Annotated in this window: 22 protein-coding genes, 2 tRNA genes and 1 other annotated feature; of the genes, 19 read left to right on the top strand and 5 right to left on the bottom strand. The window is 62.8% G+C overall.

All coding sequences use genetic code 11. The features are described 5' to 3' along the window. On the bottom strand, nt 1–305 hold a 305-nt coding region (locus tag Q3A80_RS12165; RefSeq protein ID WP_446329254.1), incomplete at its 3' end, for an NAD(P)/FAD-dependent oxidoreductase. 177 nt (nt 306–482) lie between these two features. Here Q3A80_RS12165 and Q3A80_RS12160 point away from each other — a divergent pair. Both Q3A80_RS12160 and Q3A80_RS12155 read left to right on the top strand, forming a co-directional pair. Continuing rightward, entirely contained in the window at nt 483–1,259 is a 777-nt protein-coding gene (locus Q3A80_RS12160) for an SDR family oxidoreductase (RefSeq protein WP_006753332.1), read from the top strand. Nucleotides 1,260–1,291: 32 nt separating this feature from the next. Next, nucleotides 1,292–1,723 (top strand): acyl-CoA thioesterase, encoded by a 432-nt coding sequence (locus Q3A80_RS12155; RefSeq protein ID WP_040144024.1) that lies wholly within the window; start codon nt 1,292–1,294, stop codon nt 1,721–1,723. Nucleotides 1,724–1,842: 119 nt separating this feature from the next. Here Q3A80_RS12155 and Q3A80_RS12150 read toward each other — a convergent pair whose 3' ends face one another. Continuing rightward, nucleotides 1,843–2,388 (bottom strand): LuxR C-terminal-related transcriptional regulator, encoded by a 546-nt coding sequence (locus tag Q3A80_RS12150; protein WP_040144025.1) that lies wholly within the window; start codon nt 2,386–2,388, stop codon nt 1,843–1,845. Between the two features lie 223 nt (nt 2,389–2,611). Between Q3A80_RS12150 and Q3A80_RS12145 the strand changes: the two genes are divergently transcribed. The 14 genes from Q3A80_RS12145 to Q3A80_RS12080 all read left to right on the top strand — a co-directional run bounded on the left by Q3A80_RS12145 (nt 2,612) and on the right by Q3A80_RS12080 (nt 16,106). After that, nucleotides 2,612–3,316 (top strand): CoA transferase subunit A, encoded by a 705-nt coding sequence (locus Q3A80_RS12145; protein WP_012363722.1) that lies wholly within the window; start codon nt 2,612–2,614, stop codon nt 3,314–3,316. Between the two features lies 1 nt (nt 3,317). Further along, a complete protein-coding gene (locus tag Q3A80_RS12140; RefSeq protein WP_059785420.1) occupies nt 3,318–3,959 on the top strand; it encodes a CoA transferase subunit B in 642 nt (213 codons plus the stop codon). Between the two features lie 215 nt (nt 3,960–4,174). Next, entirely contained in the window at nt 4,175–5,071 is an 897-nt protein-coding gene (locus Q3A80_RS12135) for an alpha/beta fold hydrolase (RefSeq protein ID WP_446329253.1), read from the top strand. An 81-nt stretch (nt 5,072–5,152) separates the two neighbouring features. Further along, a complete protein-coding gene (locus tag Q3A80_RS12130) occupies nt 5,153–5,506 on the top strand; it encodes a RidA family protein (protein WP_006486103.1) in 354 nt (117 codons plus the stop codon). Between the two features lie 39 nt (nt 5,507–5,545). Beyond that, nucleotides 5,546–7,780 (top strand): RelA/SpoT family protein, encoded by a 2,235-nt coding sequence (locus Q3A80_RS12125; protein WP_446329252.1) that lies wholly within the window; start codon nt 5,546–5,548, stop codon nt 7,778–7,780. Nucleotides 7,781–7,876: 96 nt separating this feature from the next. Next, a tRNA-Val gene (locus Q3A80_RS12120) sits at nt 7,877–7,953 on the top strand. A 271-nt stretch (nt 7,954–8,224) separates the two neighbouring features. Then, a complete protein-coding gene (gene thrS, locus Q3A80_RS12115; RefSeq protein WP_040144034.1) occupies nt 8,225–10,132 on the top strand; it encodes a threonine--tRNA ligase in 1,908 nt (635 codons plus the stop codon). Nucleotides 10,133–10,181: 49 nt separating this feature from the next. After that, nucleotides 10,182–10,706 carry a translation initiation factor IF-3 gene (gene infC, locus Q3A80_RS12110; RefSeq protein ID WP_071734130.1) on the top strand — a complete coding sequence of 175 codons (525 nt, stop codon included), beginning with the start codon at nt 10,182–10,184 and terminating at the stop codon, nt 10,704–10,706. Nucleotides 10,707–10,897: 191 nt separating this feature from the next. Then, complete coding sequence (gene rpmI, locus Q3A80_RS12105) at nt 10,898–11,095, top strand: 50S ribosomal protein L35 (protein WP_004191477.1); 198 nt, start codon at nt 10,898–10,900, stop codon at nt 11,093–11,095. A 30-nt stretch (nt 11,096–11,125) separates the two neighbouring features. Continuing rightward, entirely contained in the window at nt 11,126–11,485 is a 360-nt protein-coding gene (rplT, locus tag Q3A80_RS12100; RefSeq protein ID WP_004192938.1) for a 50S ribosomal protein L20, read from the top strand. 148 nt (nt 11,486–11,633) lie between these two features. Further along, nucleotides 11,634–12,647: a phenylalanine--tRNA ligase subunit alpha gene (gene pheS / locus Q3A80_RS12095; protein ID WP_006753318.1), complete on the top strand. Its 1,014-nt coding sequence runs from the start codon at nt 11,634–11,636 to the stop codon at nt 12,645–12,647. 95 nt (nt 12,648–12,742) lie between these two features. Further along, complete coding sequence (gene pheT, locus Q3A80_RS12090) at nt 12,743–15,172, top strand: phenylalanine--tRNA ligase subunit beta (protein ID WP_446329251.1); 2,430 nt, start codon at nt 12,743–12,745, stop codon at nt 15,170–15,172. Between the two features lie 72 nt (nt 15,173–15,244). Further along, nucleotides 15,245–15,631, top strand: a complete 387-nt coding sequence (locus Q3A80_RS12085; RefSeq protein ID WP_040144036.1) for an integration host factor subunit alpha — start codon at nt 15,245–15,247, stop codon at nt 15,629–15,631. A gap of 61 nt (nt 15,632–15,692) precedes the next feature. Beyond that, complete coding sequence (locus Q3A80_RS12080; RefSeq protein ID WP_446329250.1) at nt 15,693–16,106, top strand: MerR family transcriptional regulator; 414 nt, start codon at nt 15,693–15,695, stop codon at nt 16,104–16,106. A gap of 98 nt (nt 16,107–16,204) precedes the next feature. On the opposite strand, the gene Q3A80_RS12075 is transcribed toward Q3A80_RS12080, so the two are convergent. After that, complete coding sequence (locus Q3A80_RS12075) at nt 16,205–18,415, bottom strand: hypothetical protein (protein ID WP_446329249.1); 2,211 nt, start codon at nt 18,413–18,415, stop codon at nt 16,205–16,207. A 353-nt stretch (nt 18,416–18,768) separates the two neighbouring features. Next, nucleotides 18,769–19,647, bottom strand: coding sequence for a tyrosine-protein phosphatase (locus Q3A80_RS12070; RefSeq protein WP_446329248.1), 879 nt, complete (start codon nt 19,645–19,647; stop codon nt 18,769–18,771). Between the two features lie 350 nt (nt 19,648–19,997). On the opposite strand from Q3A80_RS12070, the gene Q3A80_RS12065 reads away from it, so the two are divergent. The 3 genes from Q3A80_RS12065 to Q3A80_RS12055 all read left to right on the top strand — a co-directional run bounded on the left by Q3A80_RS12065 (nt 19,998) and on the right by Q3A80_RS12055 (nt 23,179). Then, nucleotides 19,998–20,074, top strand: a tRNA-Pro gene (locus Q3A80_RS12065). A 130-nt stretch (nt 20,075–20,204) separates the two neighbouring features. After that, a complete protein-coding gene (locus Q3A80_RS12060; RefSeq protein WP_446329247.1) occupies nt 20,205–21,800 on the top strand; it encodes a DUF6538 domain-containing protein in 1,596 nt (531 codons plus the stop codon). Nucleotides 21,801–21,941: 141 nt separating this feature from the next. Further along, a protein-coding gene (locus Q3A80_RS12055) for an IS3 family transposase (RefSeq protein WP_446329246.1) occupies nt 21,942–23,179 on the top strand; the annotation gives its coding sequence in 2 pieces (ribosomal slippage) (nt 21,942–22,233 and nt 22,233–23,179; 1,239 coding nt in all). Beyond that, nucleotides 22,223–22,339: a sequence feature (AL1L pseudoknot), on the top strand. Its footprint overlaps the gene before it by 117 nt. Nucleotides 23,180–23,873: 694 nt before the next feature. On the opposite strand, the gene Q3A80_RS12050 is transcribed toward Q3A80_RS12055, so the two are convergent. After that, complete coding sequence (locus Q3A80_RS12050) at nt 23,874–26,126, bottom strand: hypothetical protein (RefSeq protein WP_446329245.1); 2,253 nt, start codon at nt 26,124–26,126, stop codon at nt 23,874–23,876. Nucleotides 26,127–26,492: the final 366 nt, after the last annotated feature.

Genomic DNA, 26,492 nt, shown 5'->3' with positions numbered 1-26,492 from the left:
TTTTCGGAAAGGAACAGGAAGCGGTCTTCCGTCACCGCGACGTTCAACGGCGCGCCCTGTTCCTTCCAGTCGGGAAACAGTTCGGTGATCGCGCGCGGGTCCATCACCGCGCCCGACAGGATGTGCGCACCGATCTCGGAACCTTTCTCGAGCACGCACACGCCGATCTCGGTGCCTTTCTCGGCAGCCAGCTGCTTGAGCCGGATCGCAGCCGACAGCCCGGCGGGGCCGCCGCCGACGATCACGACGTCGTATTCCATCGATTCGCGCGGGCCGTATTGCTCGATGAGGCTTGCGGGGGTCATTGGCGTTCCTCTAACCGTTAGAATGCTTTTATTCGGGAGCGTATTGTCTGCGAAACGAAACGCTTGCCGCAACAGCATGCGAACAGATTAGCACGATCGTTCTATTTTTTGTGCTAGGGTTATGCTGCATCGGGTACGGCGCCCGCGGCGGCGAAACGACATCGAAAGGGGTGTGCAATGGGTCGATCGATCAATCTGGAAGGCAAGGTCGCGCTGGTCACGGGCGCATCGAGCGGGCTCGGGCAGCGCTTTGCACAAGTGCTGTCGCAGGCCGGCGCGAAGGTCGTGCTCGCGAGCCGCCGCGTCGAACGCCTGAAGGAGCTGCGTGCGGAGATCGAGGCGGCGGGCGGCGCCGCGCACGTCGTGTCGCTCGATGTGACCGACGTGCAGAGCATCAAGGCAGCCATTGCGCACGCGGAGACGGAAGCCGGCACGATCGACATCCTCGTGAACAATTCGGGCGTCTCGACGATGCAGAAGCTCGTCGACGTGACGCCGGCCGATTTCGAGTTCGTGTTCGACACCAACACGCGCGGCGCATTCTTCGTCGCGCAGGAAGTCGCGAAACGGATGATGATGCGCGCGAACGGCAACGGCAAGCCGCCGTACCGGATCATCAACATCGCGTCGGTGGCCGGCCTGCGCGTGTTTCCGCAGATCGGGCTGTATGCGATGAGCAAGTCGGCGGTCGTGCAGATGACGCGTGCGATGGCGCTCGAATGGGGCCGCCACGGGATCAACGTGAATGCGATCTGTCCGGGCTACATCGATACCGAAATCAATCATTACCTGTGGGAAACCGAGCAGGGCCAGAAGCTGCAGTCGATGCTGCCGCGCCGGCGCGTCGGCAAGCCGCAGGATCTCGACGGGCTGTTGTTGCTGCTCGCGGCCGACGAGTCGCAGTTCATCAATGGCTCGATTATCTCCGCCGACGACGGCTTCGGCCTCGCGTGAGCGGATGACATTCAGCAACAAAGAAGACTGCAATGAGCGAATATTCCCCCGTATTTGAAATGTCGATGCCGATCCGCTGGGGCGACATGGATGCGTTCGGCCATGTGAACAACACGGTCTATTTCCGCTACATGGAACAGGCGCGGATCTCGTGGTTCGAGGAGCTCGGCATCGCGGGCGGCAACGGCGAGGGGCAGGGGCCGGTGATCGTCACCGCGTCGATGGAGTTCCTGAAGCAGCTGCACTATCCGGGCGACGTGATCGCGAGGATGTCGGCCGCGAAGCCGGGCCGCAGCAGCTTCGACACCGGTTTCGAGCTGACGCGCGCGGACGATCCGCATCACGTCTATGCGCGCGGCAACGCGCGCTGCGTGTGGGTCGACTATGCGCTCGGCAAGTCGGTGCCGCTGCCGCAACTGCTGCGCGATACGATCGAGCGCGCGCTCGCGGCGAAGGTCGACTGAGCGCCGCAGCGTCATAACGCCGTAACGCCGAATCGGGCGCCCTGGCGCCGGTGTGTCGCCATTTCCCGATCATTCCGAATCGGCCGCTTCGCGCGGCCGATCGTCATTCCGGGCGTTCTTTACTGGCCGAGCAGGCGCTGCAGCAGCTCCGGCGTATTGTTCGTGCCGTACTTGCGCATCAGCCGCGCGCGATAGATGTCGACGGTGCGCGAGCTGATGTCGAGCACGCGCCCGATCTGCTTGCTGGTCTTGCCGGTCGCGAGCTGCGCGGCGATCTCGCGTTCGCGCGGCGTCAGCTCGACGGCGACCCGGCGCGTCGCGCTCAGATCCTCGAAGGTCCAGACGCCCGCCGCGAGCGGCGCGGTGCGATCGAGTGCGCGGCCCGTCACGTGGCACCAGAACAGTTCGCCGTCCGCGCGCTTCATGATTCTGTCATCGGCATAGGTGCCGTTCGCGATCATCACGCGCGTGATCCGCTCGCCGATGCGCTGGAATTCGTCCGGGGACGGATAGAGCACCTCGTACGACTTGCCGATCAGGTCGGCCCGCGCGCAGCGGAAGATCGCCGCGAGCGCGTCGTTGCAGTCCTCGATCACGCGGTCGCGCGACATCACGAGGCCGAGCGGCGCGAGGTGAAAGGCAGTCTGGTAATCGAGAGCGGGCATGGCGCGGGCAAGCGTAGGCAAACGCTTATGTATTTTTGCGTATTGTGCCGCATCCGCGCCGCATCGTACCCTTTCAGGCATCTCGCGGCGCTTTGTCGCGATATAAAAACAGCGCGCTTCGACGCAGGTATCGCATTGCATGCATAGAATGGTGCGGCGGGCTTGCGGCCCAGTGGGCGCGTAAACCGGTTTTGCTGGTTTCCATAGAGGAAGGGACATACAGATGAACAAAGTCTATCCCAGCGCGGCTGCCGCGCTGGAAGGGATCGTCCGCGACGGACAGACCTTCGCGGTGGGCGGCTTCGGCCTGTGCGGGATTCCCGAGGCGCTGATCGCGGCATTGCGCGATTCCGCCGTCAAGGGCATCACCTGCATCAGCAACAACGCGGGCGTCGACGGCTTCGGTCTCGGCCTGCTGCTGGAAACGCGGCAGATCAAGAAGATGATCTCGTCGTACGTCGGCGAGAACAAGGAGTTCGAGCGCCAGTACCTGGCCGGCGAACTCGAGCTCGAATTCACGCCGCAGGGCACGCTCGCCGAGAAGCTGCGTGCGGGCGGCGCGGGCATCCCCGCATTCTTCACGAACACCGGCTACGGCACCGTGATCGCGGAAGGCAAGGAAACGCGCCAGTTCGGCGATCGCCACTACGTGCTCGAGCCGTCGCTGACGGCCGACGTCGCGCTCGTGAAGGCGTGGAAGGCCGACAAGTCCGGCAACCTGATCTATCGCCGCACCGCGCGCAACTTCAACCCGATGTGCGCGATGGCCGGCAAGATCACCGTGGCCGAGGTCGAGGAGATCGTCGAGAACGGGACGCTCGATCCGGACCAGGTCCATACGCCGGGCATCTTCGTGCAGCGCATCGTGCTGAACGCGACGCCGGAAAAACGCATCGAACAACGCGTCGTACGCGCGAAAGGAGACTGACATGGCCTGGAATCGTGACCAGATGGCCGCGCGCGCGGCGAAGGAACTGCAGGACGGCTTCTACGTGAACCTCGGCATCGGCTTGCCGACGCTCGTCGCGAACCACGTGCCGGCAGGCGTCGAAGTATGGCTGCAGTCGGAGAACGGCCTGCTCGGCATCGGCCCGTCACCGACCGAGGACGAGGTCGACGCCGATCTCATCAACGCCGGCAAGCAGACCGTCACGACGCTGCCGGGCTCGTCGATCTTCTCGTCGGCCGACTCGTTCGCGATGATTCGCGGCGGCCACATCAATCTCGCGATCCTCGGCGCGATGCAGGTCAGCAAGAAGGGCGACCTCGCGAACTGGATGATCCCGGGCAAGATGATCAAGGGGATGGGCGGCGCGATGGATCTCGTCGCGGGCGTGAAGCGCGTCGTCGTGCTGATGGAGCACGTCGCGAAGGGCGACCAGCACAAGATCCTCGACGAATGCAACCTGCCGCTGACGGGCGTCGGCGTCGTCGACCTGATCATCACCGACCTCGGCGTGATCGAAGTGACGCCGGACGGGCTGAAGGTGCTCGAACTCGCCGACGGCGTCAGCGCGGAAGAGATCCAGGCGAAGACGGGCGCGCCGCTCGACGTGAGCGCGGTCGCGTAAGCTCAACGCGCGCTCGACGTTCGACGCGCGCTCGCGACGCCCCGCATGCCGGACGACGGCATGCGGGGCGTTTGTCGTTGGGCGCGGGCGGACGATACGTTGCCGCCGGCGCGGCGACCCGTGCGAGCGAAGCGGTTTACAATCGTTTGCACCAGGCGGCGCGAGCGTTGCAGGCGCTGCCCGCCGCGCCGCCCCCGTTCGACAGGATGCCAACGATGCCAACGACCTCAGCGAACCTTCCGGTTCCCCGTCAGCGACGCGTGCAGTGTGCGAGCGCCGCCGGCCTTCACCACGTCGCCTATACCGAGTGGGGCGACCCCGCGAATCCGCGCGTGCTCGTCTGCGTGCACGGCCTGACCCGTTCGGGGCGCGACTTCGACCGGCTTGCCGCCGCGCTGTCGGATACGTATCGCGTGGTCTGTCCCGACGTCGTCGGGCGCGGCCAGTCCGACTGGCTCGCCGATCCGCGGTATTACGCGATTCCGCAATACGTTGCCGACATGGTGACGCTGATCGCGCGGCTCGACGTGGAATCGGTCGACTGGTTCGGCACGTCGATGGGCGGCCTGATCGGCATGGCGTTCGCCGGTCTGTCGGGCGCGCCGCTGCGCCGGATGATCGTCAACGACGTCGGCCCGCGCATCGAGCCCGATTCGCTGACGCGCATCGGCGAATACCTCGGCGTGCAGCCGCGCTTCGCGACCGAGCAGGAAGGTATCGACTATCTGACGTCGCTGTCGCTGCCGTTCGGCGCGTTGAGCGCCGACGAGTGGCGCGAGATCAACCGGCCGTTGCTGCGCGAGCTGCCCGACGGCGGCTGGACGATGCGCTACGACCCGCGCATCGCCGAACCGTTCAAGGCGACGACGCCCGAACTCGCCGCGCTCGGCGAGGCCGCGCTGTGGCGCGCGATCGAGACGACGGATGCGTCGCTGCTCGTCGTGCGCGGCGAAAGTTCGGACCTTTTGTCGCGCGACACGGCGGCCGAGATGGTGCGTCGCGGCCGCCACGTGACGCAGGCCGAGATCGCGGGCGCCGGCCATGCGCCGGCGTTCGTCAGCACGGACCAGATTGCGCTCGCGCGCCGGTTTTTCGTCGAAGGCAGCGCATAAACGCGTCATAATATGCGGTTCGGCGGCGTGCGGGCCGCATCGCCGCCGAATCTTCACCCACTCACACGACCGGAACATTCCATGGCAGTCATTCGTCACCACGTTGGAGCCCGTCTCTCCGAAACCGCGATCCACAACGGTACCGTGTATCTGGCCGGCCAGATCGCCGAAGACACCACGCAGGACATCCGCGGCCAGACGCGCGAAGTGCTCGGCCACATCGACCGCCTGCTCGCCGAAGCGAACAGCGACAAGGCGCATCTGCTGTCGGTGCAGATCTACATTTCGGATCTCGCGAACTTCGAAGGCATGAACGCGGAATGGGACGCGTGGGTCGCACCGGGCAATACGCCGCCGCGCGCCACCGTCGAGGCGAAGCTCGCCGATCCTGCGCTGCTCGTCGAGATCGTCGTCGTCGCCGCGCAGCGGAGCTGAACGAAGCACCAAGATGAACGCAATACGCCAGGCCGTGCGATGACCGAGTCCGTTTCCGCTTCTTCCGTCGCGGCGCCGTCGTTCGACGACGTGCTCGCGTTCGTGCGCGAGCGGGCCGGCGACGCGCGGCTGTCGTCGGGCGAGCTGCTCGCCGACCACTCGGCCGGCACCGCGTCGATCATGCGCACGCTGAACGTCGATCCGCACGCGATGCAGGCGGCCGCGCTGTTCGTACTGACGCCGCATCTGAGCGAACCCGAGCGTGAGCTGACCGAACGGTTCGGCGAAGAGGTCGCGCGCCTCGTGGCCGACGTGCGCAAGCTGCTGCGGCTCGGCACCGTCAGCCTGCGCGCCGCGCAGAACGCGATGCCCGACGCTGGGCGCGACGCCGCGCAGGAGCGGCGCACGCAGATCGAGGCGCTGCGCAAGATGCTGCTCGCGTTTGCACAGGATATCCGCGTCGTGCTGATCCGGCTGGCGTCGCGGCTGCAGTCGCTGCGCCACTACGCGGCGGCGAAGCTCGATCCGCCGCCCGACGTCGCGCGCGAGACGCTCGAGATCTATGCGCCGCTCGCGAACCGCCTCGGCATCTGGCAACTGAAGTGGGAGCTCGAGGATCTCGCGTTCCGCTTCGAGGATCCGGTCACCTACAAGCGCATCGCGAAGCTGCTCGACGAGAAGCGCGTCGAACGCGAGGCATACGTCGCGCAGGCGATCGAACGGCTGCAGCACGAGCTGGCGGAAGCGCACATCCCGGCCGACGTGAGCGGGCGGCCGAAGCACATCTACAGCATCTGGCGCAAGATGCGCGGCAAGGAGCTGGACTTCTCCGAGCTGTACGACGTGCGCGCATTCCGCGTGATCGTGCCGGACATCAAGGATTGCTACGCGGTGCTCGGCATCGTCCATCACCTGTGGCAGCCGGTGCCGAAGGAATTCGACGATTACATCTCGCGGCCCAAGCCGAACGGCTACAAGTCGCTGCATACGGTCGTAATCGGCGACGACGGCCGCGCGTTCGAAGTGCAGATCCGCACGCAGGAGATGCACCGCTTCGCCGAGTACGGCGTCGCCGCGCACTGGCGCTACAAGGAGGCAGGCGCGCGCGGCTACGGCGGCCAGTTCTCCGCGAGCGACAAGTACGACGAGAAGATCGCGTGGCTGCGCCAGTTGCTCGCGTGGAAGGACGACGTCGAGGACGGCACCGAAGTGTCGGGCGACCGGGCGTGGGCGCAATTGCGCGAGACGTCGCTCGACGACGACCACATCTACGTGCTGACGCCGCAGGCGCGCGTGATCGCGCTGCCGCAGGGCGCGACGCCGGTCGACTTCGCGTACCACCTGCACAGCGAGCTCGGCCATCGCTGCCGCGGCGCACGCGTCGACGGCGTGATGGTGCCGCTGAACACATCGCTCGCGAACGGCCAGACGGTCGAGATCGTCGCGGTGAAGGAGGGCGGCCCGTCGCGCGACTGGCTGAACCTGCAGCTCGGCTACCTGAAGAGTCCGCGTGCGCGACAGAAGGTGCGTGCGTGGTTCAACTCGATCGAGCAGGAAGAGAACATCGCGCATGGCCGCGCGCTCGTCGAGAAGACGTTGCAGCGCGAAGGCAAGACGTCGGTCAACCTCGACAATCTCGCGGCGAAGCTCGGCTTCAAGTCGCCCGAGGAACTGTTCTCGGTGGTCGGCAAGGAAGAGTTCAGCCTGCGCAACGTCGAGCACGCGCTGTCCGATGCGCCGCCGCCCGAACACGCTCCCGAGGCGCCGGCCGATTTCGAGAAGCGCAGCAGCGGCGCGAGCGTCGCGCACGGCGCGTCGACCGGCGTGCTGGTGGTCGGCGTCGATGCGCTGCTGACGCAGCTCGCGCGCTGCTGCCGCCCGGCGCCGCCCGATCCGATCAGCGGTTTCGTGACGCGCGGCAAGGGGATGTCGATCCACCGCAGCGACTGTCCGACGTTCCGGCGGATGGCCGAGCGCGCGCCGGAGCGCGTGCTGCAGACGACCTGGTCGGCCGACGTGCTGGGCGGGCGCGGCATGTCCGTGTATCCGGTCGACCTGATGATCGAGGCGACCGACCGGCAGGGCTTGCTGCGCGACATCTCCGAAGTGTTCGCCCGCGAGAAGATGAACGTGGTCGGCGTGAAGACGCAGAGCCGCCGCAATGCGGCATTCATGCAGTTCACGGTCGAGGTGTCGAATTCCGCGCAGGTCCAGCGTGCGTGCACGCTGCTCGGCGAAGTGCAGGGCGTCGTGCGGGCGGGGCGGAAGGCGTGACGCCGCCGTAACGGGGCCGGAACATCGGCGTTTTGCTGCAACCGCATAAAAACACTTGCCAAGTGAACGTCTGCTCCATATAATCTTAGCTTCACTAGGCTCGTAGCTCAGCTGGTTAGAGCACCACCTTGACATGGTGGGGGTCGTTGGTTCGAGTCCAATCGAGCCTACCAACGAATTGAGAATGCCCGGCTTCCGGGCGTTCGATGCAGTAAATAACTCAACGCGAACAAGGCGAATACGGTTATGACACCGCGAACGTTGACCGAAACCTTTTCGGAGCGACGCTAGTCGAGGAACCCTTTCGCCCTTTCAGTCTGAGTGAAGTATCGAATGCGGCCCCTCGAAAGCGGGGCCGCATTTTTTTTGTCGCGAAATTTTCGCGCGTGACTTTGAGATCGCGTGCTTGGCTTGCCGCCCACTGTCGGCATCACGGAGATTGCTATGGTTTCGATACGCTTGCCTGACGGCTCAGTTCGACAATACGAGCATCCGGTGACAGTTGCCGAGGTTGCGGCCTCGATCGGTCCCGGTCTCGCGAAGGCTGCGCTTGGCGGCAAGCTCGACGGCGAGCTCGTCGACACGTCCACGGTCATCGATCGCGACGCATCGCTCGCGATCGTCACCGACAAGGACGCCGACGGTCTCGACATCATCCGTCACTCGACCGCACACTTGCTCGCCTATGCGGTGAAGGAGCTGTATCCGGATGCGCAGGTGACGATCGGCCCCGTGATCGACAACGGCTTCTACTACGACTTCTCGTACAACCGTCCGTTTACGCCCGAAGATCTGGAAAAGATCGAAAAGCGCATGCAGGAACTCGCGAAGAAGGACGAGCCGGTCACGCGCCGCGTCGTGTCGCGCGACGAGGCGGCCGGCTACTTCCGCAGCATCGGCGAGAAGTACAAGGCCGAGATCATCGAGTCGATTCCGCAAAGCGACGAAATCAAGCTGTACTCGCACGGCGGCTTCACCGACCTGTGCCGCGGCCCGCACGTGCCGTCGACCGGCAAGCTGAAGGTCTTCAAGCTGATGAAGGTCGCGGGCGCGTACTGGCGCGGCGACTCGAAGAACGAGCAGCTGCAGCGCATCTACGGCACGGCCTGGACGAAGAAGGAAGATCAGGACCAGTACCTGCACATGCTCGAGGAAGCGGAAAAGCGCGACCACCGCAAGCTCGGCAAGCAGCTCGACCTGTTCCACATGCAGGAAGAGTCGCCGGGCATGGTGTTCTGGCATCCGAAGGGCTGGGCGCTGTGGCAGCAGGTCGAGCAGTACATGCGCCGCCGCGTGAACGAAGCCGGCTACCTCGAGATCAAGACGCCGATGATCATGGACCGCTCGCTGTGGGAAGCGTCGGGCCACTGGCAGAACTACCGCGAGAACATGTTCACGACGGAGTCGGAGAAGCGCGACTACGCGATCAAGCCGATGAACTGTCCGGGGCACGTCCAGGTGTTCAAGCACGGCCTGCGCTCGTACCGCGACCTGCCGCTGCGCTACGCGGAATTCGGTTCGTGCCATCGCAACGAGGCATCGGGCGCGCTGCACGGCCTGATGCGCGTGCGCGGCTTCGTGCAGGACGATGCGCACATCTTCTGTACGGAAGAGCAGTTCATCGCCGAGTCGATCGCGTTCAACACGCTCGCGATGAGCGTGTACAAGGATTTCGGGTTCGAGCACATCGACATCAAGCTGTCGCTGCGCCCCGAGCAGCGCGCGGGCACCGACGAAACGTGGGATCGCGCCGAGCAGGGCCTGCGCGACGCGCTGACCGCGTGCGGCCTGTCCTGGGAAGAGCTGCCCGGCGAGGGTGCGTTCTACGGGCCGAAGATCGAGTACCACATCAAGGATGCGCTTGGCCGCTCGTGGCAGTGCGGCACGCTGCAGCTCGACATGGTGCTGCCGGAGCGCCTCGGCGCTGAGTACGTCGCGGAAGACAACAGCCGCCGCCGGCCGGTGATGCTGCACCGTGCAATCGTCGGTTCGATGGAGCGATTCCTCGGCATTCTGATCGAGCACCATGCCGGTGCGATGCCGGCATGGCTCGCGCCGTACCAGGCAATTGTGCTCAATATCGCCGAAAGTCAGGCCGAATATGCACAATCTCTGGCCCAAACGTTGCAAAAACAAGGGGTTAGAGTGGCGGCCGATTTGCGCAACGAGAAGATTAGCTATAAAATACGCGAGCACACGCTGGAAAAGGTGCCTTATCTCCTCGTCGTGGGCGATAAGGAGCGTGATGCGCAAACGGTAGCCGTGCGTGCCCGTGGCGGCGTCGACCTTGGCGTTATGCCGGTCGAAGCCTTCGTTGAGCGTCTGCAGGAAGACCTGCGCTCGTTCAAGTAACCGCCCTGGCAGCGCGGCTCGTTTTTTTAATTTTTAGAGGAAACGTAACATCGCTACTGATAAGTCGTCGCATCGCATCAACGGTGAAATCACTGCGCCGGAAGTGCGTCTGGTCGGGATCGAGAACGAACCGCTCGGTATCGTAAAACTCGCTGATGCTTTCCGTAAATCGGAAGAGCTGGACGTTGACCTGGTCGAAATCGCGCCGCAGGCCGTTCCGCCGGTCTGCCGTCTGATGGACTACGGCAAGTTCAAGTATCAGGAGTCCAAGAAGCAGCATGAAGCGAAGCTGAAGCAGAAGGTCATCCAGGTGAAGGAAGTCAAGTTCCGCCCGGGTACCGATGACGGTGACTACAACGTCAAGCTTCGCAACCTCGTGCGCTTCCTCGAAGAGGGCGACAAGACGAAGATCACGTTGCGTTTCCGCGGCCGTGAAATGGCTCACCAGGAAATCGGTATGCGGATGCTCGAGCGTCTGCGCACGGATCTCGAGGAAGTCGGCCAGGTCGAGCAGATGCCGAAGATGGAAGGGCGCCAGATGATCATGGTGCTCTCGCCGAAGAAAAAGAAGTAACGGGCCCGCGCGCCGGTCGCGCAGGTTCGACAGTGGTTCGGCGCGTTGCCCGGTCAGGGTGGCGCGCCAACAATGACGGCGGCTGCGCAAGCGGTTCGCCGTACACAAGTGGAGTTGGGTTTCGAAGGGCGGGTCAAGGGCGCAAGCCAACCGCACACCCATCGCCATCTAATAAACTGGAGTTGTTCGTCATGCCTAAGATGAAGACCAAGAAGAGTGCTGCAAAGCGCTTCGTGGTGCGTCCGGGCGGTACCGTCAAGCGCGGTCAAGCCTTCAAGCGCCACATCCTGACCAAGAAAACCACGAAGAACAAGCGTCACCTGCGCGGCGCAACGGCAGTTCATGATTCCGATCTGAACTCCGTCCGCGCGATGCTGCCGTTCGCGTAACCCCTCAACCGATACTCTAAGGAGAGAAACATGCCTCGAGTCAAACGTGGGGTAACCGCACGGGCCCGTCACAAGAAGATCATCAACCTGGCCAAGGGTTATCGCGGCCGCCGCAATAACGTCTACCGCATCGCCAAGCAGGCGGTGATGCGCGCTGGTCAGTACGCGTACCGCGATCGCCGCAACAAGAAGCGTGTGTTCCGCGCACTGTGGATCACGCGTATCAACGCGGCAGTTCGCCAGCACGACATGACCTACAGCGTGTTCATCAACGGCCTGAAGAAGGCGTCGATCGAACTCGACCGTAAGGTGCTGGCCGACATGGCGGTGTTCGACAAGGCTGCTTTTGCTGCGATCGTCAAGCAGGTGAAAGCCGCCGTTGCAGCCTAATTGCGAAATTAGCACTGCGTGGTTAGTTGCAGCGACGTTCCGGTAGTCTCGGCCGCTGCAGCGAAAACGGGGCTCTTCCGAGCCCCTTTTTTGTTTGGTGGGCAGATTTGCTCGCCAAGACCGAATGACGTTGGAAATGATGGGATCTATGGATCTGGACCAGATTGTCGCCGACGCGCAGCAGTCCTTCGAACAGGCTGCCGACATCACCACGCTCGAAAACGAGAAAGCACGATTTCTCGGCAAGTCGGGTGCGCTGACCGAGTTGCTCAAGGGCCTCGGCAAGCTCGATCCCGAAGCACGCAAGACCGAAGGCGCACGCATCAACGTCGCGAAGCAGCAGGTTGAAGCCGCGCTGACCGCACGTCGCCAGGCGCTCGCCGACGCGCTGTTGAACCAGCGTCTCGCCGCCGAGGCGATCGACGTCACGCTGCCGGGCCGCGGCGCCGGCGCAGGCAGCCTGCACCCCGTGATGCGCACGTGGGAGCGCGTCGAACAGATTTTCCGCTCGATCGGCTTCGACGTGGCCGACGGTCCCGAAATCGAGACCGACTGGTACAACTTCACGTCGCTGAACAGCCCGGAGAACCATCCGGCGCGTTCGATGCAGGACACCTTCTACGTCGAAGGCAAGGACGCCGACGGCCGCCAGCTGCTGCTGCGCACGCACACGAGCCCGATGCAGGTGCGTTACGCGCGCATGAACCGTCCGCCGATCAAGGTGATCGCGCCGGGCCGCACGTATCGCGTCGACAGCGATGCGACGCACTCGCCGATGTTCAATCAGGTCGAGGGGCTGTGGATCGACGAGAACATCAGCTTCGCGGATCTCAAGGGCGTCTATACCGATTTCCTGAAGAAATTCTTCGAGCGCGACGACATCCTCGTGCGCTTCCGTCCGTCGTATTTCCCGTTCACGGAACCGTCGGCCGAGATCGACATGATGTTCGAGCACGGCAAGAACGCCGGCAAGTGGCTCGAGATCTCCGGCTCGGGGCAGGTGCATCCGACCGTGATCCGCAACATGGGCCTCGATCCCGAGCGCTACATCGGCTTCGCGTTCGGCAGCGGCCTCGAGCGCCTGACGATGCTGCGCTACGGCGTGCAGGATCTCCGGCTGTTCTTCGAGAACGACCTGCGTTTCCTGCGCCAGTTCGCATAACGCACGCGCCGCGCCGACATGTGCCCGCGCACGCCCCGCCGCACGATCGGACGGGGCCCGGGCGTCGATCTAACCTGTTTCGAACGTAGACATCCATGCAATTCCCTGAATCCTGGTTGAGAACCTTTGTCGACCCGCAGCTGACGACCGACGAGCTGTCGCACGCGCTGACGATGGCGGGGCTCGAAGTCGAATCGCTGAGCAAGGCTGCGCCGCCGACGTCGAAGATCGTCGTGGGCCGCGTGCTCGAAGTCGTCAAGCATCCGGATGCGGACAAGCTCAATGTCTGCCAGGTCGACGCCGGCACCGGCGCGACGCTGAATATCGTGTGCGGCGCACCGAACGTGGCACCCGGCATCAAGGTGCCGGTCGCGCTGGTCGGCGCGGAACTGCCGCCGGCAGAAGAGGGCGGCAAGCCGTTCGCGATCAAGCTGTCGAAGCTGCGCGGCGTGGAGAGCCAGGGGATGCTGTGCTCGGCGCGCGAGCTGAAGCTGTCGGAAGACCACAGCGGCCTGCTGATCCTGCCGGAAGACACGCCGGTCGGCCAGGACATCCGCGACACGCTCAATCTCGACGACACGATCTTCGAAATCAAGCTGACGCCGAACAAGGCCGACTGCCTGTCGGTGTTCGGCATCGCGCGCGAGACGGCCGCGATCACCGGCGCGCCGCTGACGCCGGTCGACATCCGTCCGGTGCGCGTCGAACTCGACGAAACGCTGCCGGTGCGCATCGCCGCGCCCGATCTGTGCGGCCGCTTCTCCGGCCGCGTGATCCGCGGCGTGAACGCGCGCGCGAAGACGCCGCAGTGGATGGTCGAGCGCCTCGAGCGTGCGGGCCAGCGCAGCGTGTCGGCGCTCGTCGACATCTCGAACTACGTGATGTTCGAGCTCGGCCGTCCGTCGCACGTGTTCGACCTGGACAAGATCCACGGCGGCATCGAGGTGCGCTGGGGCAAGCGCGGCGAGTCGCTGAAGCTGCTGAACGGCAACACGGTCGAACTCGACGAAACGGTTGGCGTGATTGCAGACGACCGTCAGGTCGAAAGCCTCGCGGGCATCATGGGCGGCGACAGCACGGCCGTCACGCTCGATACGACCAACATCTATCTGGAAGCCGCGTTCTGGTGGCCGGACAGCATCCGCGGCCGCGCACGCAAGTACAACTTTTCGACCGATGCGGCTCACCGCTTCGAGCGCGGCGTCGACTACGCGACGACCGTCGAGCACGTCGAGCGCATCACGCAGCTGATCCTCGAGATCTGCGGCGGCAAGGCCGGCCCGGTCGACGACCAGGCGGTGAACCTGCCGCAGCGCGCGCCGGTGAAGATGCGCGTGTCGCGCGCGAACCGCATCATCGGCGTGAAGATCGACGCCGACGAGATCGCGAACATCTTCACGCGCCTCGGCCTGCCGTTCGAGCGTGACGACGACGCGTTCCTCGTCACGCCGCCGTCGCACCGCTTCGACATCGAGATCGAGGAAGACCTGATCGAGGAAGTGGCGCGCATTTACGGCTTCGAGAAGATTCCGGCGCGTCCGCCCGTCGCGACGAGCGAGATGCGCGCGACCAACGAGACGCAGCGTTCGATCCACGACATCCGTCATGCGCTCGCGGCGCGCGACTATGCGGAAACGGTCAACTTCAGCTTCGTCGATGCGGAGTGGGAGCTCGATTTCGCCGGCAACGACAAGCCGATCCGCCTGCTGAACCCGATCGCGAGCCAGCTGTCGGTGATGCGCACGACGCTGTTCGGCAGCCTGATCTCGGTGCTGCGCCACAACCTGAACCGCCGCGCGGATCGCGTGCGCGTATTCGAGGCCGGCCGCGTGTTCCTCGCCGATCCGGCGGTAAAGGCTGGCGAGCTGACCGTCGAAGGCTATACGCAGCCGAAGCGGGTCGGCGCGCTCGCATACGGCCCGGCGGTCGACGAGCAATGGGGTGTCGCGACCCGCGCGGTCGATTTCTTCGACGTGAAGGGCGATCTCGAGGCGCTGCTCGCGCCGGCCGCCGCGCGCTTCGTGAAGGCCGCGCATCCGGCCCTGCATCCGGGCCGCAGCGCACGCATCGAAGTCGACGGCCGTGCGGTCGGCTGGATTGGCGAATTGCACCCGCGCCTGATGCAGAAGTACGAGCTGCCGCACGCGCCGGTGATGTTCGAAATCGACGCGGACGCGCTGATCGCGCGGGCGCTGCCGGCGCCGACCGACGTGTCGAAATTCCCGCCGGTCCGGCGCGATATCGCCGTCGTGGTCGATCAGGCGGTCGAGGTTCAGGCACTTTTCGACGAAATGAAGAAGGCGCTGGCCGAGGACGCCTGCCGATTCGTTCAGAAGGTTGTACTCTTCGACGAATTTCGTGCAAAATCAAATACTTCCGGTGGCCTTGCCGCGCACGAGAAGAGCCTTGCCTTCCGCGTGACGCTGCAGGACGCGGCTGGCACGCTACAGGACGAGGTCGTCGATCAGGCGATCCAGACGCTGGTCGAGCGGATGGCTCGTGCCGGTGCGCGCCTGCGCGGCTAAGGAGAGGGGCCGCCCGTTCACGGGCGGCTTTTTCCCCTCGAAAGTTTTGGTTTAACGCGCTGTATGGCAGATATGAACGACATGACCTCGAGTGAATTCGAAGCCCTCCTGACGGCGCAACGCAGCGCCATGAACCGCGACGCTTCGGCGCCGGCGTCCGCCGAGACGCCGACGCTGACGAAAGCGGAGCTGGCGGAGCTGCTGTTCGACAGCGTCGGGCTGAACAAGCGTGAAGCGAAGGACATGGTCGAGGCCTTCTTCGAAGTGATCCGCGACGCGCTCGAAAACGGCGAAAGCGTCAAGCTGTCGGGCTTCGGCAACTTCCAGCTGCGCGACAAGCCGCAGCGTCCGGGCCGCAATCCGAAGACGGGCGAGGCGATTCCGATCGCGGCCCGCCGGGTGGTAACCTTCCACGCGAGCCAGAAGCTGAAGGCGCTGGTCGAAAACGGCGCGGAGTAACGCCCGCGCGCCGACGTCTCCGCGCGGCCGCCGCGCACCCTTTACCGACGGTTAACCGACGATGACCACTACGGTTGAGAAAGTCGTCTTGCCTCCGATTCCCGCCAAGCGCTACTTCACGATCGGCGAAGTCAGCGAACTGTGCGGGGTCAAGCCGCACGTGCTGCGTTACTGGGAACAGGAATTCACGCAGTTGCGGCCGGTGAAGCGGCGCGGCAATCGCCGGTATTACCAGCACCATGAAGTGCTGCTGATCCGGCGGATTCGCGAGTTGCTGTACGAACAGGGGTTCACGATCAACGGGGCGCGCAACCGGCTCGATTCGCCGGGCGGCGAACGCGCTGCCGCGGAGCCGGCCGAGCCCGACATGCCGGCCGCCGATGCGCGCAGCGCGGGCAAGCCGGGAGCAACGGTCGACGTGGTCGCGCTGCGGCAGGCGCTCCTCGACGTGCTCGACGGCCTCAAGCGCGACTGAAACACGACTGAAACGCGAACGAGCGCGACGCTCGAATCAGCAAATGCCCGGTTGGCGCAGCGCCACCGGGCATTTTTCATACGTGCGGGCCGGGCGGATCAGCGCGCGGCGAGCGGATTCGGTTTGCCCATGTCGACGACGAGCGTGCCGTCCGGCAGCATCCGCACCGAGCCCTGCGCGACCTGGCTGCGGTAGCCGTACAGGTCGAAACGCATCGGGCCGGCCGCGGCCGAGTTCCGGATCAGCGCACGGACGTTCAGTTCGAGCACGTTGAACATTTTCATGTCGCCGCCTTCCATCCACATGTAGCTCGGCGCGTCGATCTGCGGGCGCTTCGGCGCGGGCGCGTCGGCGGGCCGCCGGAACGTGAGGCGCAACCCGTCGCGTTCGACCGTCGCGTGACCGAGCTTGCCGTTCAGCACCGGCGGCGGGAATACGGTGTACTGGTCGAGCACGAGCGTGTCGCCGCGCAATTCCGCGCCGCGGCGCTGCAGCGGCGTCAGCGATGCGAGCTCGATGCCGAGCGAGCGCAGCAGCTTCGCCTGCGGGATGCCGAGCACCGACACCTGGGTCGGCTTGAACGCGAGGTGGCGGTCGTCGAGGACCGACAGCGAGCCCTTCATGTCGGTCGGCAGCCACACGCCCGGCACGTGATTCCACAGCTTGATGCCGCCCTGCACACGCAGGTCCTGACCGTCCGCGCTCAGCTGCAGATCGTTCAGCGAGCGCGGCGAGTAGTCGAGCAGGTAGTTGTTGAAGAGCGCCGACATCGCCTTCCACGACTCGACGACCGTCCCGCCGAGAATGCGGATGTCGTACTGGTTCGGATCGTCAAGATCGACCGGTTCGCCGGGCCGCTTCGCGATCAGTTGCACGTCGAGATCCTCGACATGGAACCCGATGTCGCCGGACAGGTTGAAATCGACGTTGTGCAGGTGGATCGTCGGATTGCGGTTCGACACGTGCCGCTCGTTGAACGGCGTCGTCGACGTGCGGCGCATCGCCACTTTCTGCATGCCGGGCTGCGGCGTGCCGGCCGCGAGCGCAAACGCTTCCCAGTGCTGGCGCGAGTCGCGCAGCGCGCTCTGCTGCGCGGCGAGAAAGCTGTCGTTCAGGCGAGCGGCCGCGTTGCCGAGCGCGGCGCCGCTTGCCGGACCGGCATACGACGGCATCCGGATCGCCATCGCGCCGCTTTCGTCGAAATTGAAATAGCCGGCCGATACCTGGTCGCGATAGTGATACAGGTCGAACACGAAAGTCTGGTCGCGCTTCGCCGGATCGACGGGGCCGATCAGGATGTCGGCATTCATCGGCATCGAGCGCATGAACTTCACGTCGCCGCCGCGGATGTACATCGCCTGTTGCGGCGCGTTCGCGGGCAGCGCGAAGCCCGCGTGCGAGCCGTCGTCGAGCGTCAGGTCGAGGCCGGCCGGCGTTACCCGCAACGCGGTGATCCGGATCTTCAGCCGCGGCGGCGGCATCAGCTTGTCGACCGACATCACGAGATCGTCGCCGGCGAGCCGCGCGATCGGCGTCTCGACCTTCAGCAGATCGGCCATCTTCACGTTGGCCGCGCGCATCACCGGCTGCGCATTGATGCCCGACACGCGTACGCCGGTCGGATGGAACACGAGCTGGCTGCCGTCGCGGATCGCGAGCGTGCCGGTCAGCGAGAACGGCACCCAGCCGTCGCGCTGCATCTCGCCTTGCAGATGGATCACGCCGTCGCCGGCCGACACGGCAAGCTTGCGCAGCGGCGCGTTGCGATAACCGAAGATGTAGGTGTTGAACAGCGCGGTCAGCTTCGCGTTGTCGAGCGTGACGGTGCCTTCGTGCACGTCGATCTCGAAGCTCGTCGGATCGTCGAACACGATCGGCGCGCCGGCCTGGGTCGGCACCAGGGTCGCGGAAAGCTGGTGGATGAAGAAGCCGAGATTGTTGACGATGCGGAAATCAACGTCGCGCAGGAACGTCATCGCACCGTTCTGGCCCGAGTCACGCAGCGTGAACGGCCGCGGCTGCGCGAGGCTGATCGACGCGAGCGACGGCACGGTGCGCGCGGTCTGCTGCTCGCGGGCGAGGCGTTCCGCTTTCGCGCGTTCGATCCTCGTCGACGCGGCCGATGCGTTGCCGTCGCGTTGCGCGGCCGGTTCGGCGCAACCGGCGCAGAGCAGCGCGAGCGCGAGCGCGGCGCAGCCGAGCGCACGGGAAGTGCCGCGTGAAACGACGCCGGCCGCGCGTCGCGGGCCGGACGTCCTGTCGGGAATTGCCAAAGGCGTGCGATGGCCGCGCCGGACCGCATTCCGCATCGTCTGTCTCCATGTCTTGTCGTGATCGACGCGGCGCGCGGTGGATGCGCGGCGCGGACGTCGATGCCGTGCAGTGTGTCATAGCGCGCTAGAGCGGCGTAACCAAACAACCGGCGCCGGGCCGGGGCGGCGCGGCGCGCGGCGGGACAACGGATTCGCGGGGGTGGGGCGGCCGGATCAAACGGGCGTTTGGTTTTGCGGCCGGAGCCGGCCGCGGGTGCTGCGCGGGGTCGGCAAGCAGATGCCGACGCTCGCCGACCCCGGTTCGCGGGTTCGATGAACGCAGCATTCGAAGCGGACGGCGGGCGGGTCGACTCGACCGACGCGATGTCGCCGCGGTTCCGCCGGATCGATCACACCAACATCCGCTGTCGGATCGTATTCAGCGTTGCCTGGTCGAGTTGCAGGCCATCACGGATGTACGACGCCATCGCGCCGTACGACGTGACGACCTGATCGAATGCGGCTTGCAGATAAGCGGCTTGCGCGCCCTGCAGCGCGGCCATCATGTCGGCAGCGTCCTGCCCGCCGCTCTTTGCCGCCTGAGCCACGTAGGCCGCGATTTCGGCCGCGCTGTAGACGTTGGTCAGCAGATAGTCGGCGAGAATCGTCTGCTGCGGAACCCCGAGGATCGTGTGGAGAATCGCCGTCGCCCAGCCGGTGCGATCCTTGCCGGCCGTGCAGTGGAAAACCAGGTTGCCGCCGGATGCGGCAAAGCCCGCGAACAGCGCGTGATAGCTCGTTCGCGTGGTTTCCGACGTCACGAACGCGCGGTACATGCTCTCCATGAAAGCTGCGGCCGTCGCGCCGCTCGTCGGAAGCGGACCGAGATTGGCGACGCCGAGCACATTGAGGTTCTGCCAGGCGGCGCCGGCCAGCGGCGTATCGGGCTGCGCGTGGATTTCGGACGTCGTGCGCAGGTCGCACACCTGCGCGATGCCGAGCGTATTGACCGTTGCGACGTCGGCAGCCGACAACGCGAGTGCGGACGAGCGGTAGATCACGCCTTTTTTCATCGTTGCGCCGCCGGTGGTCGTGTAGCCCGTGCCGCCCGGTCCCGCCGTGTCGCGAAAGTTCGCTGCCGACGCGAGCCGCGGCGTCGTGACGGGCGCGACCGCGATCGAGTCGCCGCCGCACGCGGACAGCAGCGACGTGCTTCCCAGCGCGATGCCGAGCGTGCCGGCACCCAGCCGCAGAAATTGTCGCCGGGAGATTTCGTTTTTCTGATTCATTCACTGGCCTTTGTCGGGGACGTTGCAGGAAGTCGCGACCGCGGTCGCGATCCATACGGCTGCCGCGATGCCGTATCGATCGGCGTGCGGTTCGACGATGCGCCGGCCGCGTCGATGGCGCGCCGGGTAAGCGCACGGTAGCGATTCGCGACGGAACGGCCATCGTCCTTTTCGATTAGGCCGGTCGCGAAGGGCCGCTGCGATACGTGGATGCTGGCCGATAGGGATGCGCCGGCACGCCGTCGTTCGCAGCGAAGCCGTCGCCACGCCAATAATTTCGCGCCGAAGATTCACAAAATGCATGCGACCCGTTCTAAACCGGCCAACTGTCTGTTATAATTTTTTCCTTTCGGGGCGTAGCGCAGCCTGGTAGCGTACCTGCATGGGGTGCAGGTGGTCGGAGGTTCAAATCCTCTCGCCCCGACCAGGATATAAGGCCCGGAAACCCGCGCCAGTATTGGGAAGCCAATGCTGACAAAGGTTTCCGGGCCTTTCCGTTTTCCGGGTGTGTCAATTGGGTGTGTCAGTTCGCCGTGTAAAATTCGGAGATGACTGACTTGGCAACCCAACTCCCTACCGGCGTCTACCTCAGGCCCGGTTCCTCAGTTTTCCAGATTCGTATCGGCGTCCCCAAGGACCTAGAGAACTTCTACCGCGACCCAAAGACCGGCAAGCCAAAGGCTGACGCCTATCGCGCGAGTCTGCGGACCTCAAACCGAGACGAAGCAATCACCAAGGCCCTCAAGCTGATAGCGGAGCACCGCGACCGATTCGACGCGCTGCGGACCAAGGCCGCCCCCGCACCGTTCGTGGCGCTTACGCCAGCATTGGCGCAACAGTTCGTGGAAGCCGTCCGGTTTTCCTTGCTGCACGTTGACGACCACGTAACATTCCTTGAGGCCGACCCCACAGCACGGGTACAAGCGCGAGCCCGCCTTGATAGGGCTAGGAGCGGGTCTATCGTAGCGATGCGCAATGGAGACCTGGGTGCAGCACGCGCCGTCGCCGCGCGTACCGCTGAAGAATGGGGCCTGAGGATCAACTGGGATTCCCAGGAAGGGACAAGGTGCTTGATCCAGATTACACGGGCCGTGGTCTCCGCACTGGTAGATATTGAGAAGCGGCAGGGAGGCAATCCGATTGATACTCCGGTAGCACCGGAGCCGCCGCAGGTACACGCGGAGTCGTCCGAGCCCGAGCCGCCTAAGACCTTACGCGATGTCGTACCGTCCTGGATCGCACGCAACGCCCCTAAGGACAACGCCATTGGACGCACAGAGAGGGCGCTGACGTTGTTCGAGCAGGCCGTGGGCAGCGTGCCACTTACTGAACTGACGAAGGCCAAAGGGGCCGCGTTTGTTGAGTTCTTGCTGGACCCGGCGCGTGGATGGTCCCGTAAGACGGCGGCAAACCATGCGGCATGTATCACCTCCCTCGCAAACGTAGCCGTAAAGATTGATCTACTGGAGCGAAATCCGCTCGACCTCACATTTGACAAGACAATCGGGGCGAAGTCCCGTGAGCCTTGGACCGACGATGAGATGCGGCGAATGTTCGGTCATTCTCTGTTCTCCGGTCGCATGGCTGAGGTTCCCCATTGGCAGGACGTAGAGCCGTCTGATGGTCGCGCTTTGCTGTTATTGCTGCTGCACACTGGTGCGCGCATTGGCGAGATCGCGCAGCTACGGAAAGAGGACTTCCAGACCCGCAACGGGATCACGGTAATACGGATCACTGCCGAGGCTGGCACGGTCAAGACTCAGGAGTCTGAGCGAGTCGTCCCGCTGGCCGCACACCTACTGGCCGACCCCTGGTTCGCTCAGTGGCTCCGGGCAATCTTGGGCGGCATTGGGCCAGCGCTCCCGTCTGCCTGCGGTCGTGCGCGGGGGCCAGGCGACACTATGGGCCAATGGTTCCGCCAGTTCCGCAAGGCTGCTGCATTGCCAGAAGGGGCGCTAGAGGGTGCCCACAAGTTCCGCCATTGGCTCCGGTCTACCTTGGCAGAGAAACACGTCGGCGAGGCCACGATGGATTCGATTACCGGTCACTCGACACAGGGCTCTAGCGGCCGTAAGACCTACACGGCGGCAGCGAGCCTTCCGGCTATGAGAGAAGCATTGGACCGCCTTGACTGGCCCGGAGTGTCCCAGTAGCAATCACGAATGTTCGCGCCTGGCCCTAACGACGGCTCGCTTCGGCGGGCCGCGTTTCATGGTCTGCTTGAATGTCGTAATGAACGCGCACTGAACCGCACCGAATTTTGTGGAGGCTCGGATTCTTGAGAGAATCGAGCCATGAACAAGAAGGCAACCAAGTTTTCCCCGGAAGTCCGGGAGCGCGCAGTGCGTCTGGTACGTGAGCAGCGTAGCGAACATCCGTCGATGTGGGCGGCGGTCGAATCGATTGCGCCGATGATCGGCTGTACGCCGCAGACGCTGCTGGATTGGGTCAAGCGCGAGGAGATCGATCGTGGGGAACGTGATGGCGTGAGCACGGCCGAGCGTGAACGCATCAAGGCCCTGGAGCGTGAGGTCAAGGAACTGCGCCGTACCAACGAGATTCTCAAGCTGGCGAGCGCGTTTTTCGCCCAGGCGGAGCTCGACCGCCGATTCAAGTCCTGAAGGCCTTCGTTGATCAGCATCGCGACACCTTCGGGGTCGAGCCGATCTGCAAGGTCTTGCGGATTGCCCCGTCGGGCTACCGACGCCATGCTGCGCAGCGTCGTGATCCGTCCAAACGCTGCGCTCGCGCCAAACGCGATGAGGTCCTGCAACCCGAGATCAAGCGTGTCTGGCGGGCCAACATGCAGGTCTACGGTGTGCCAAAGGTCTGGAAGCAGATGAACCGGGAGGGCATTGTGGTCGCACGCTGCACGGTCGGGCGGCTGATGAAGCTGCAAGGCTTGCGAGGCGCAGTTCGCGGCAAGCGAGTTCGCACGACGAATCCCGATACGAGCACCCCGCGCCCGTTGGACCGGGTCAACCGGCAGTTCAAGGCTGAGCGCCCGAATCAGCTTTGGGTGTCTGACTTCACCTATGTCTCGACATGGCAGGGTTGGCTGTACGTGGCGTTCGTGATCGACGTGTTTGCCCGTCGCATCGTCGGTTGGCGCGTCAGTTCGTCGATGAGCACGGACTTCGTTCTGGATGCGCTCGAACAGGCGCTGTACGCGCGCCAACCGGGCGACGATGGGACTTTGATACACCACTCCGATAGGGGGGCTCAATACGTCAGCATTCGGTACAGCGAACGTTTGGCCGAGGCGGGTATCGAGCCGTCCGTCGGCAGCCGCGGCGACAGTTACGATAACGCGCTGGCTGAAACGATCAACGGTCTCTACAAGACGGAACTGATTCATCGGCGCGCCCCTTGGAAAACGAGGGAATCCGTCGAACTGGCAACGCTGGAATGGGTCGCCTGGTACAACCATCATCGGCTGATGGAACCGCTCGGCTATATCCCGCCTGCCGAAGCTGAGGCAAACTACTACAGGCAACTCGGAAATGCTGCTGAAGTGCCTGCATTAACTTAAACCAACCGGCCTCCACGATTCCCGGTGCGGTTCATCCCACGGCTCGCCGTCAGACGGAGTCTTTTCGTTTGTACCGCCGTCCAATCAACTCAGCACACGGTAGAGAGCCCAAACCGCGCTCTCATTTGTACGTGCGTGCATCTGTTTTTTTTGTTTCGCCTGGGAGCGTGCGGGCTGCGCCTTCGCTTCACATGCTGCCCGGATCAAGCAAGCTGGAGGGCGCTGTCCGCCGTATACCTCCCGCACGAATCCAGGGCTGTCACCGGTTTACCACGAGCTCGCCTAGACCAACCCAGGCGGACGGAGCAGTAGTGGCATGGCGGGGCTGTAATCGCGTCTACCGTATACAGGAGGCCGAGGTCTCACCCGTTAATTTCGGGAAGTCCTAGGGCGCGGAATAACTCCGCACAGGTTGAGTCCCTAGGCTACCTACGCCTCTATAAGACTTTAAGAGATAGGCTTAGGCCGCCTAGGCTACATGGCTTCTCTTTGTTTGTCGCTGCTGCTTCCCCAATCCAAACCAAGAGACTCCTGGCATCTCAGCCCCGAACATGAGTCTCCGTGCACTGTATGCCGCAGGTAAGCCGTGTTATGGAATCTATGCTTATTGCGCGGAGCACGGGGGATCTGTGTGAGCCCTTGCGAATCATTTCGCTATGGGGTGCCACGATCTCCCGTGCTCTTAATGAGGATCCTACAAAGACAATGAACTTACGGACTCCCAGAGCGGGTCTTCAGAAAGGGTGAGTTCAGCCTTGATTCGACTCATGCGCTCGGTATGACGGCGAACGGGCTTATAGACCCAGCCGTCATCTCCCTTATTTCGTTCGATGGTTTGCTCCCGCAAAAGCAGTTTCAGAATCGCCTCAACCAATTTAGGGCTGTATTTTTGCCCGTATCCGCCCTTGAGCAGACTCGCTTCCTCGCGACCGGCGCCCGATTGAAAGAAGATTTTATGAATTATCGACAGAAATAGTTTCTGCGAAGCGCTCAGAGAGCTTTCCTTTATTCTGGCGGAATTCGACAGCCGTTCGAATTCAATGACATCTGTGTTCTTGATCCATGCTGGCAACCCAGCTTGCGTAGTCACGCCTCTGACAACGGCAAAAAGAGAGTCATCAATATAAAATCCATCTGATTCGTCTATTGGTGTATCTTGAATCATAATAAGGCCAATCACCGATTGCTTGATTGATAAGTTGGCAATTTTTCTTGAGCTAAGGTTGAGAATCGGAATTTCGGAGCCAGAAAGCTGCAAAGACTTGAAATCGAGTCGCTCGTCGCCGAACAGTGAGAGCGCCGAAATAATTTCACCAAGTCGCTTGGTATTTGCGGTGTTCCCATACTTTCTGAGATAAGCGAAGCATAGCGTATCAAGGTCAAAATTCCTGACCGTTGATGCCACATAAATTATCCCAAGCGATCTTAGTGACTGCTTCCATTGACTTCCGGTATTTTCCGGCGTCATTGAGATTACGTCGGTAATGAGTCGTTCTGCACGCAAAATGTCAATTACATCGTAATCGACAAATTGCCGGTCTGGAGATTCCGGCTCGATGCGTCCAAGTGTACACATGCGCGCCAATAGCTGCCGTCCGGTTTGGTCCGGAGCAGTTCCTACCGCACGCTCGTATGCCTCATCAATGTTTCGTGGGGAAAGTCGCCCAAGGAATGTGTCTGAATAACGAGCCTTTGATGCCAATTCATATAGAATGAAGCGAATAGTTTGGGGGGCAATCGACTCACCCACACCTTTAGACTCGCGTACGCACACTGCGTTAAGAAATGCTCCCCAAAACTCAAATTGTCCATGTTCTTTTTTAAGGATTCGGGTGACATCATCCTTATCAAGCTCCACAAGCACTTGGAAGACCAATGGCTTTCGAGGTAGCCATGTTGGAAGCGGTGCGTCGATTCCCAGATCCTTGAAATATTTCTCACCCTCGGAGTGCGTGAATGTATCGGGAACCTTAATGACGCTGGTATCGTCCCTTGCTCCGAGTAGGCCCAGTGATCGCAGCATTTCATCATCACTATCGAAGAAATGTGATCTGCCTGTCACAAGAACGCCGGCCTTTGATCTTTGAATAAGGTCCCTGACGCCTCTCACGGCATGACGACGCAGCGCAATGCGATCATCGACTCGAATGTCGTGGCTCTGAGCGCCAATTTCGTCAAAGCCGTCAAGAAGAAGAATAAGTGCACCGGAGTTTAGGAGTCGGACGAAATTGTCTATCGAACTGGAGAGGCCAATATTGCCAAGATGGCCTGCGAGTACCTCCAGTGCGTTGGAGCTACTCCAATGATCGCGCAGATTTATGGCAATAGGGAAAGCTCCAGCATCACGAATTTTTGAGCTTAGCTGGTTGTATACTTCTCGGACACAACGGCTCTTGCCCGTACCGAAATCTCCAGTGAGGGCAATCTTTGTACCGCGCAAAAGTTTTGTGACTAAATCGGAAATGGCATGAGAGCCGTCGCCATTGGCATCTTCGTATCTGATGGGAACGAAGTTTCGGGTATCGTTTGCGCCTGTCTTTGAATCAACGGCGCTTCCAAATGGGAAGTCAACTCGGAGTGCATGATATGCCGGAAAGTCAAAGAACGACTGCTCAAATTCCTGTGACGAGCAGACTGTTATGTGGGCGGATTTACCAGCCTCAGTCATGCTCAAAGTCGGTTCCTCGTCTAAGACAACATATCCGCGACAAATTACTCCCTGGGTAGCCAAATTTATTTTTGTGGGGATTATTTTATTAAGATCATTTCTGACTTTTTCTAAAGTCCGTTCTTTTGTTATTTCAATAAGAATTATTTCGTCGGCGGATACGCGTACCACGCCATCGAAATCGACCCCATTCAGATGTTCCGGATTGCATGAGGCGTTCCAGCGAAGCTTTGCTATACCGCGGACATGATCCTCAAGATTTTTCCAGGTGGCGGCCATATTTTGTGAATTCCCCGTGTTTCACGACAGATTTGTCGGTAGCGTTACACGTAAACGTATCAATGCATCGTACCGTTTTGCGCAAACTGCTTTTCGGCTAGTATGGCATGATTGATGCTGCCCCGTAAATTGAACAGGCAGTGAAGGCCTCGCATGGCAGAGCATGTGTCCCGCACGCGGACCGCGAGCACCTGTTGCGGTTGCGGGGTGGCTCAGTGGAAGCCCTCCGTGACTGTTCGCACGAAAGCGTCTGCGTAGCAATCTGGGACTTTCAGTGGCTCTGTTACGTAAAGGGCATTAGCCGCCGCTGATGGGCCCGAAGCGAACGGGGAGCAGTCCGAGCGCCCATGCATCGCGGATTCCACT

The sequence above is a fragment of the Burkholderia sp. SR8 genome, assembly GCF_052851275.1.
This window is presented reverse-complemented; position numbering and strand designations above follow the sequence as displayed.

Coding starts and splice junctions, on each gene's coding strand:
- Q3A80_RS12160 (WP_006753332.1), top strand. CDS start 483: ATGGGTCGATCGATCAATCTGGAAGGCAAGGTCGCGCTGGTCACGGGC.
- Q3A80_RS12155 (WP_040144024.1), top strand. CDS start 1,292: ATGAGCGAATATTCCCCCGTATTTGAAATGTCGATGCCGATCCGCTGG.
- Q3A80_RS12150 (WP_040144025.1), bottom strand. CDS start 2,388: ATGCCCGCTCTCGATTACCAGACTGCCTTTCACCTCGCGCCGCTCGGC.
- Q3A80_RS12145 (WP_012363722.1), top strand. CDS start 2,612: ATGAACAAAGTCTATCCCAGCGCGGCTGCCGCGCTGGAAGGGATCGTC.
- Q3A80_RS12140 (WP_059785420.1), top strand. CDS start 3,318: ATGGCCTGGAATCGTGACCAGATGGCCGCGCGCGCGGCGAAGGAACTG.
- Q3A80_RS12135 (WP_446329253.1), top strand. CDS start 4,175: ATGCCAACGACCTCAGCGAACCTTCCGGTTCCCCGTCAGCGACGCGTG.
- Q3A80_RS12130 (WP_006486103.1), top strand. CDS start 5,153: ATGGCAGTCATTCGTCACCACGTTGGAGCCCGTCTCTCCGAAACCGCG.
- Q3A80_RS12125 (WP_446329252.1), top strand. CDS start 5,546: ATGACCGAGTCCGTTTCCGCTTCTTCCGTCGCGGCGCCGTCGTTCGAC.
- thrS (WP_040144034.1), top strand. CDS start 8,225: ATGGTTTCGATACGCTTGCCTGACGGCTCAGTTCGACAATACGAGCAT.
- rpmI (WP_004191477.1), top strand. CDS start 10,898: ATGCCTAAGATGAAGACCAAGAAGAGTGCTGCAAAGCGCTTCGTGGTG.
- rplT (WP_004192938.1), top strand. CDS start 11,126: ATGCCTCGAGTCAAACGTGGGGTAACCGCACGGGCCCGTCACAAGAAG.
- pheS (WP_006753318.1), top strand. CDS start 11,634: ATGGATCTGGACCAGATTGTCGCCGACGCGCAGCAGTCCTTCGAACAG.
- pheT (WP_446329251.1), top strand. CDS start 12,743: ATGCAATTCCCTGAATCCTGGTTGAGAACCTTTGTCGACCCGCAGCTG.
- Q3A80_RS12085 (WP_040144036.1), top strand. CDS start 15,245: ATGAACGACATGACCTCGAGTGAATTCGAAGCCCTCCTGACGGCGCAA.
- Q3A80_RS12080 (WP_446329250.1), top strand. CDS start 15,693: ATGACCACTACGGTTGAGAAAGTCGTCTTGCCTCCGATTCCCGCCAAG.
- Q3A80_RS12075 (WP_446329249.1), bottom strand. CDS start 18,415: ATGCGGAATGCGGTCCGGCGCGGCCATCGCACGCCTTTGGCAATTCCC.
- Q3A80_RS12070 (WP_446329248.1), bottom strand. CDS start 19,647: ATGAATCAGAAAAACGAAATCTCCCGGCGACAATTTCTGCGGCTGGGT.
- Q3A80_RS12050 (WP_446329245.1), bottom strand. CDS start 26,126: ATGGCCGCCACCTGGAAAAATCTTGAGGATCATGTCCGCGGTATAGCA.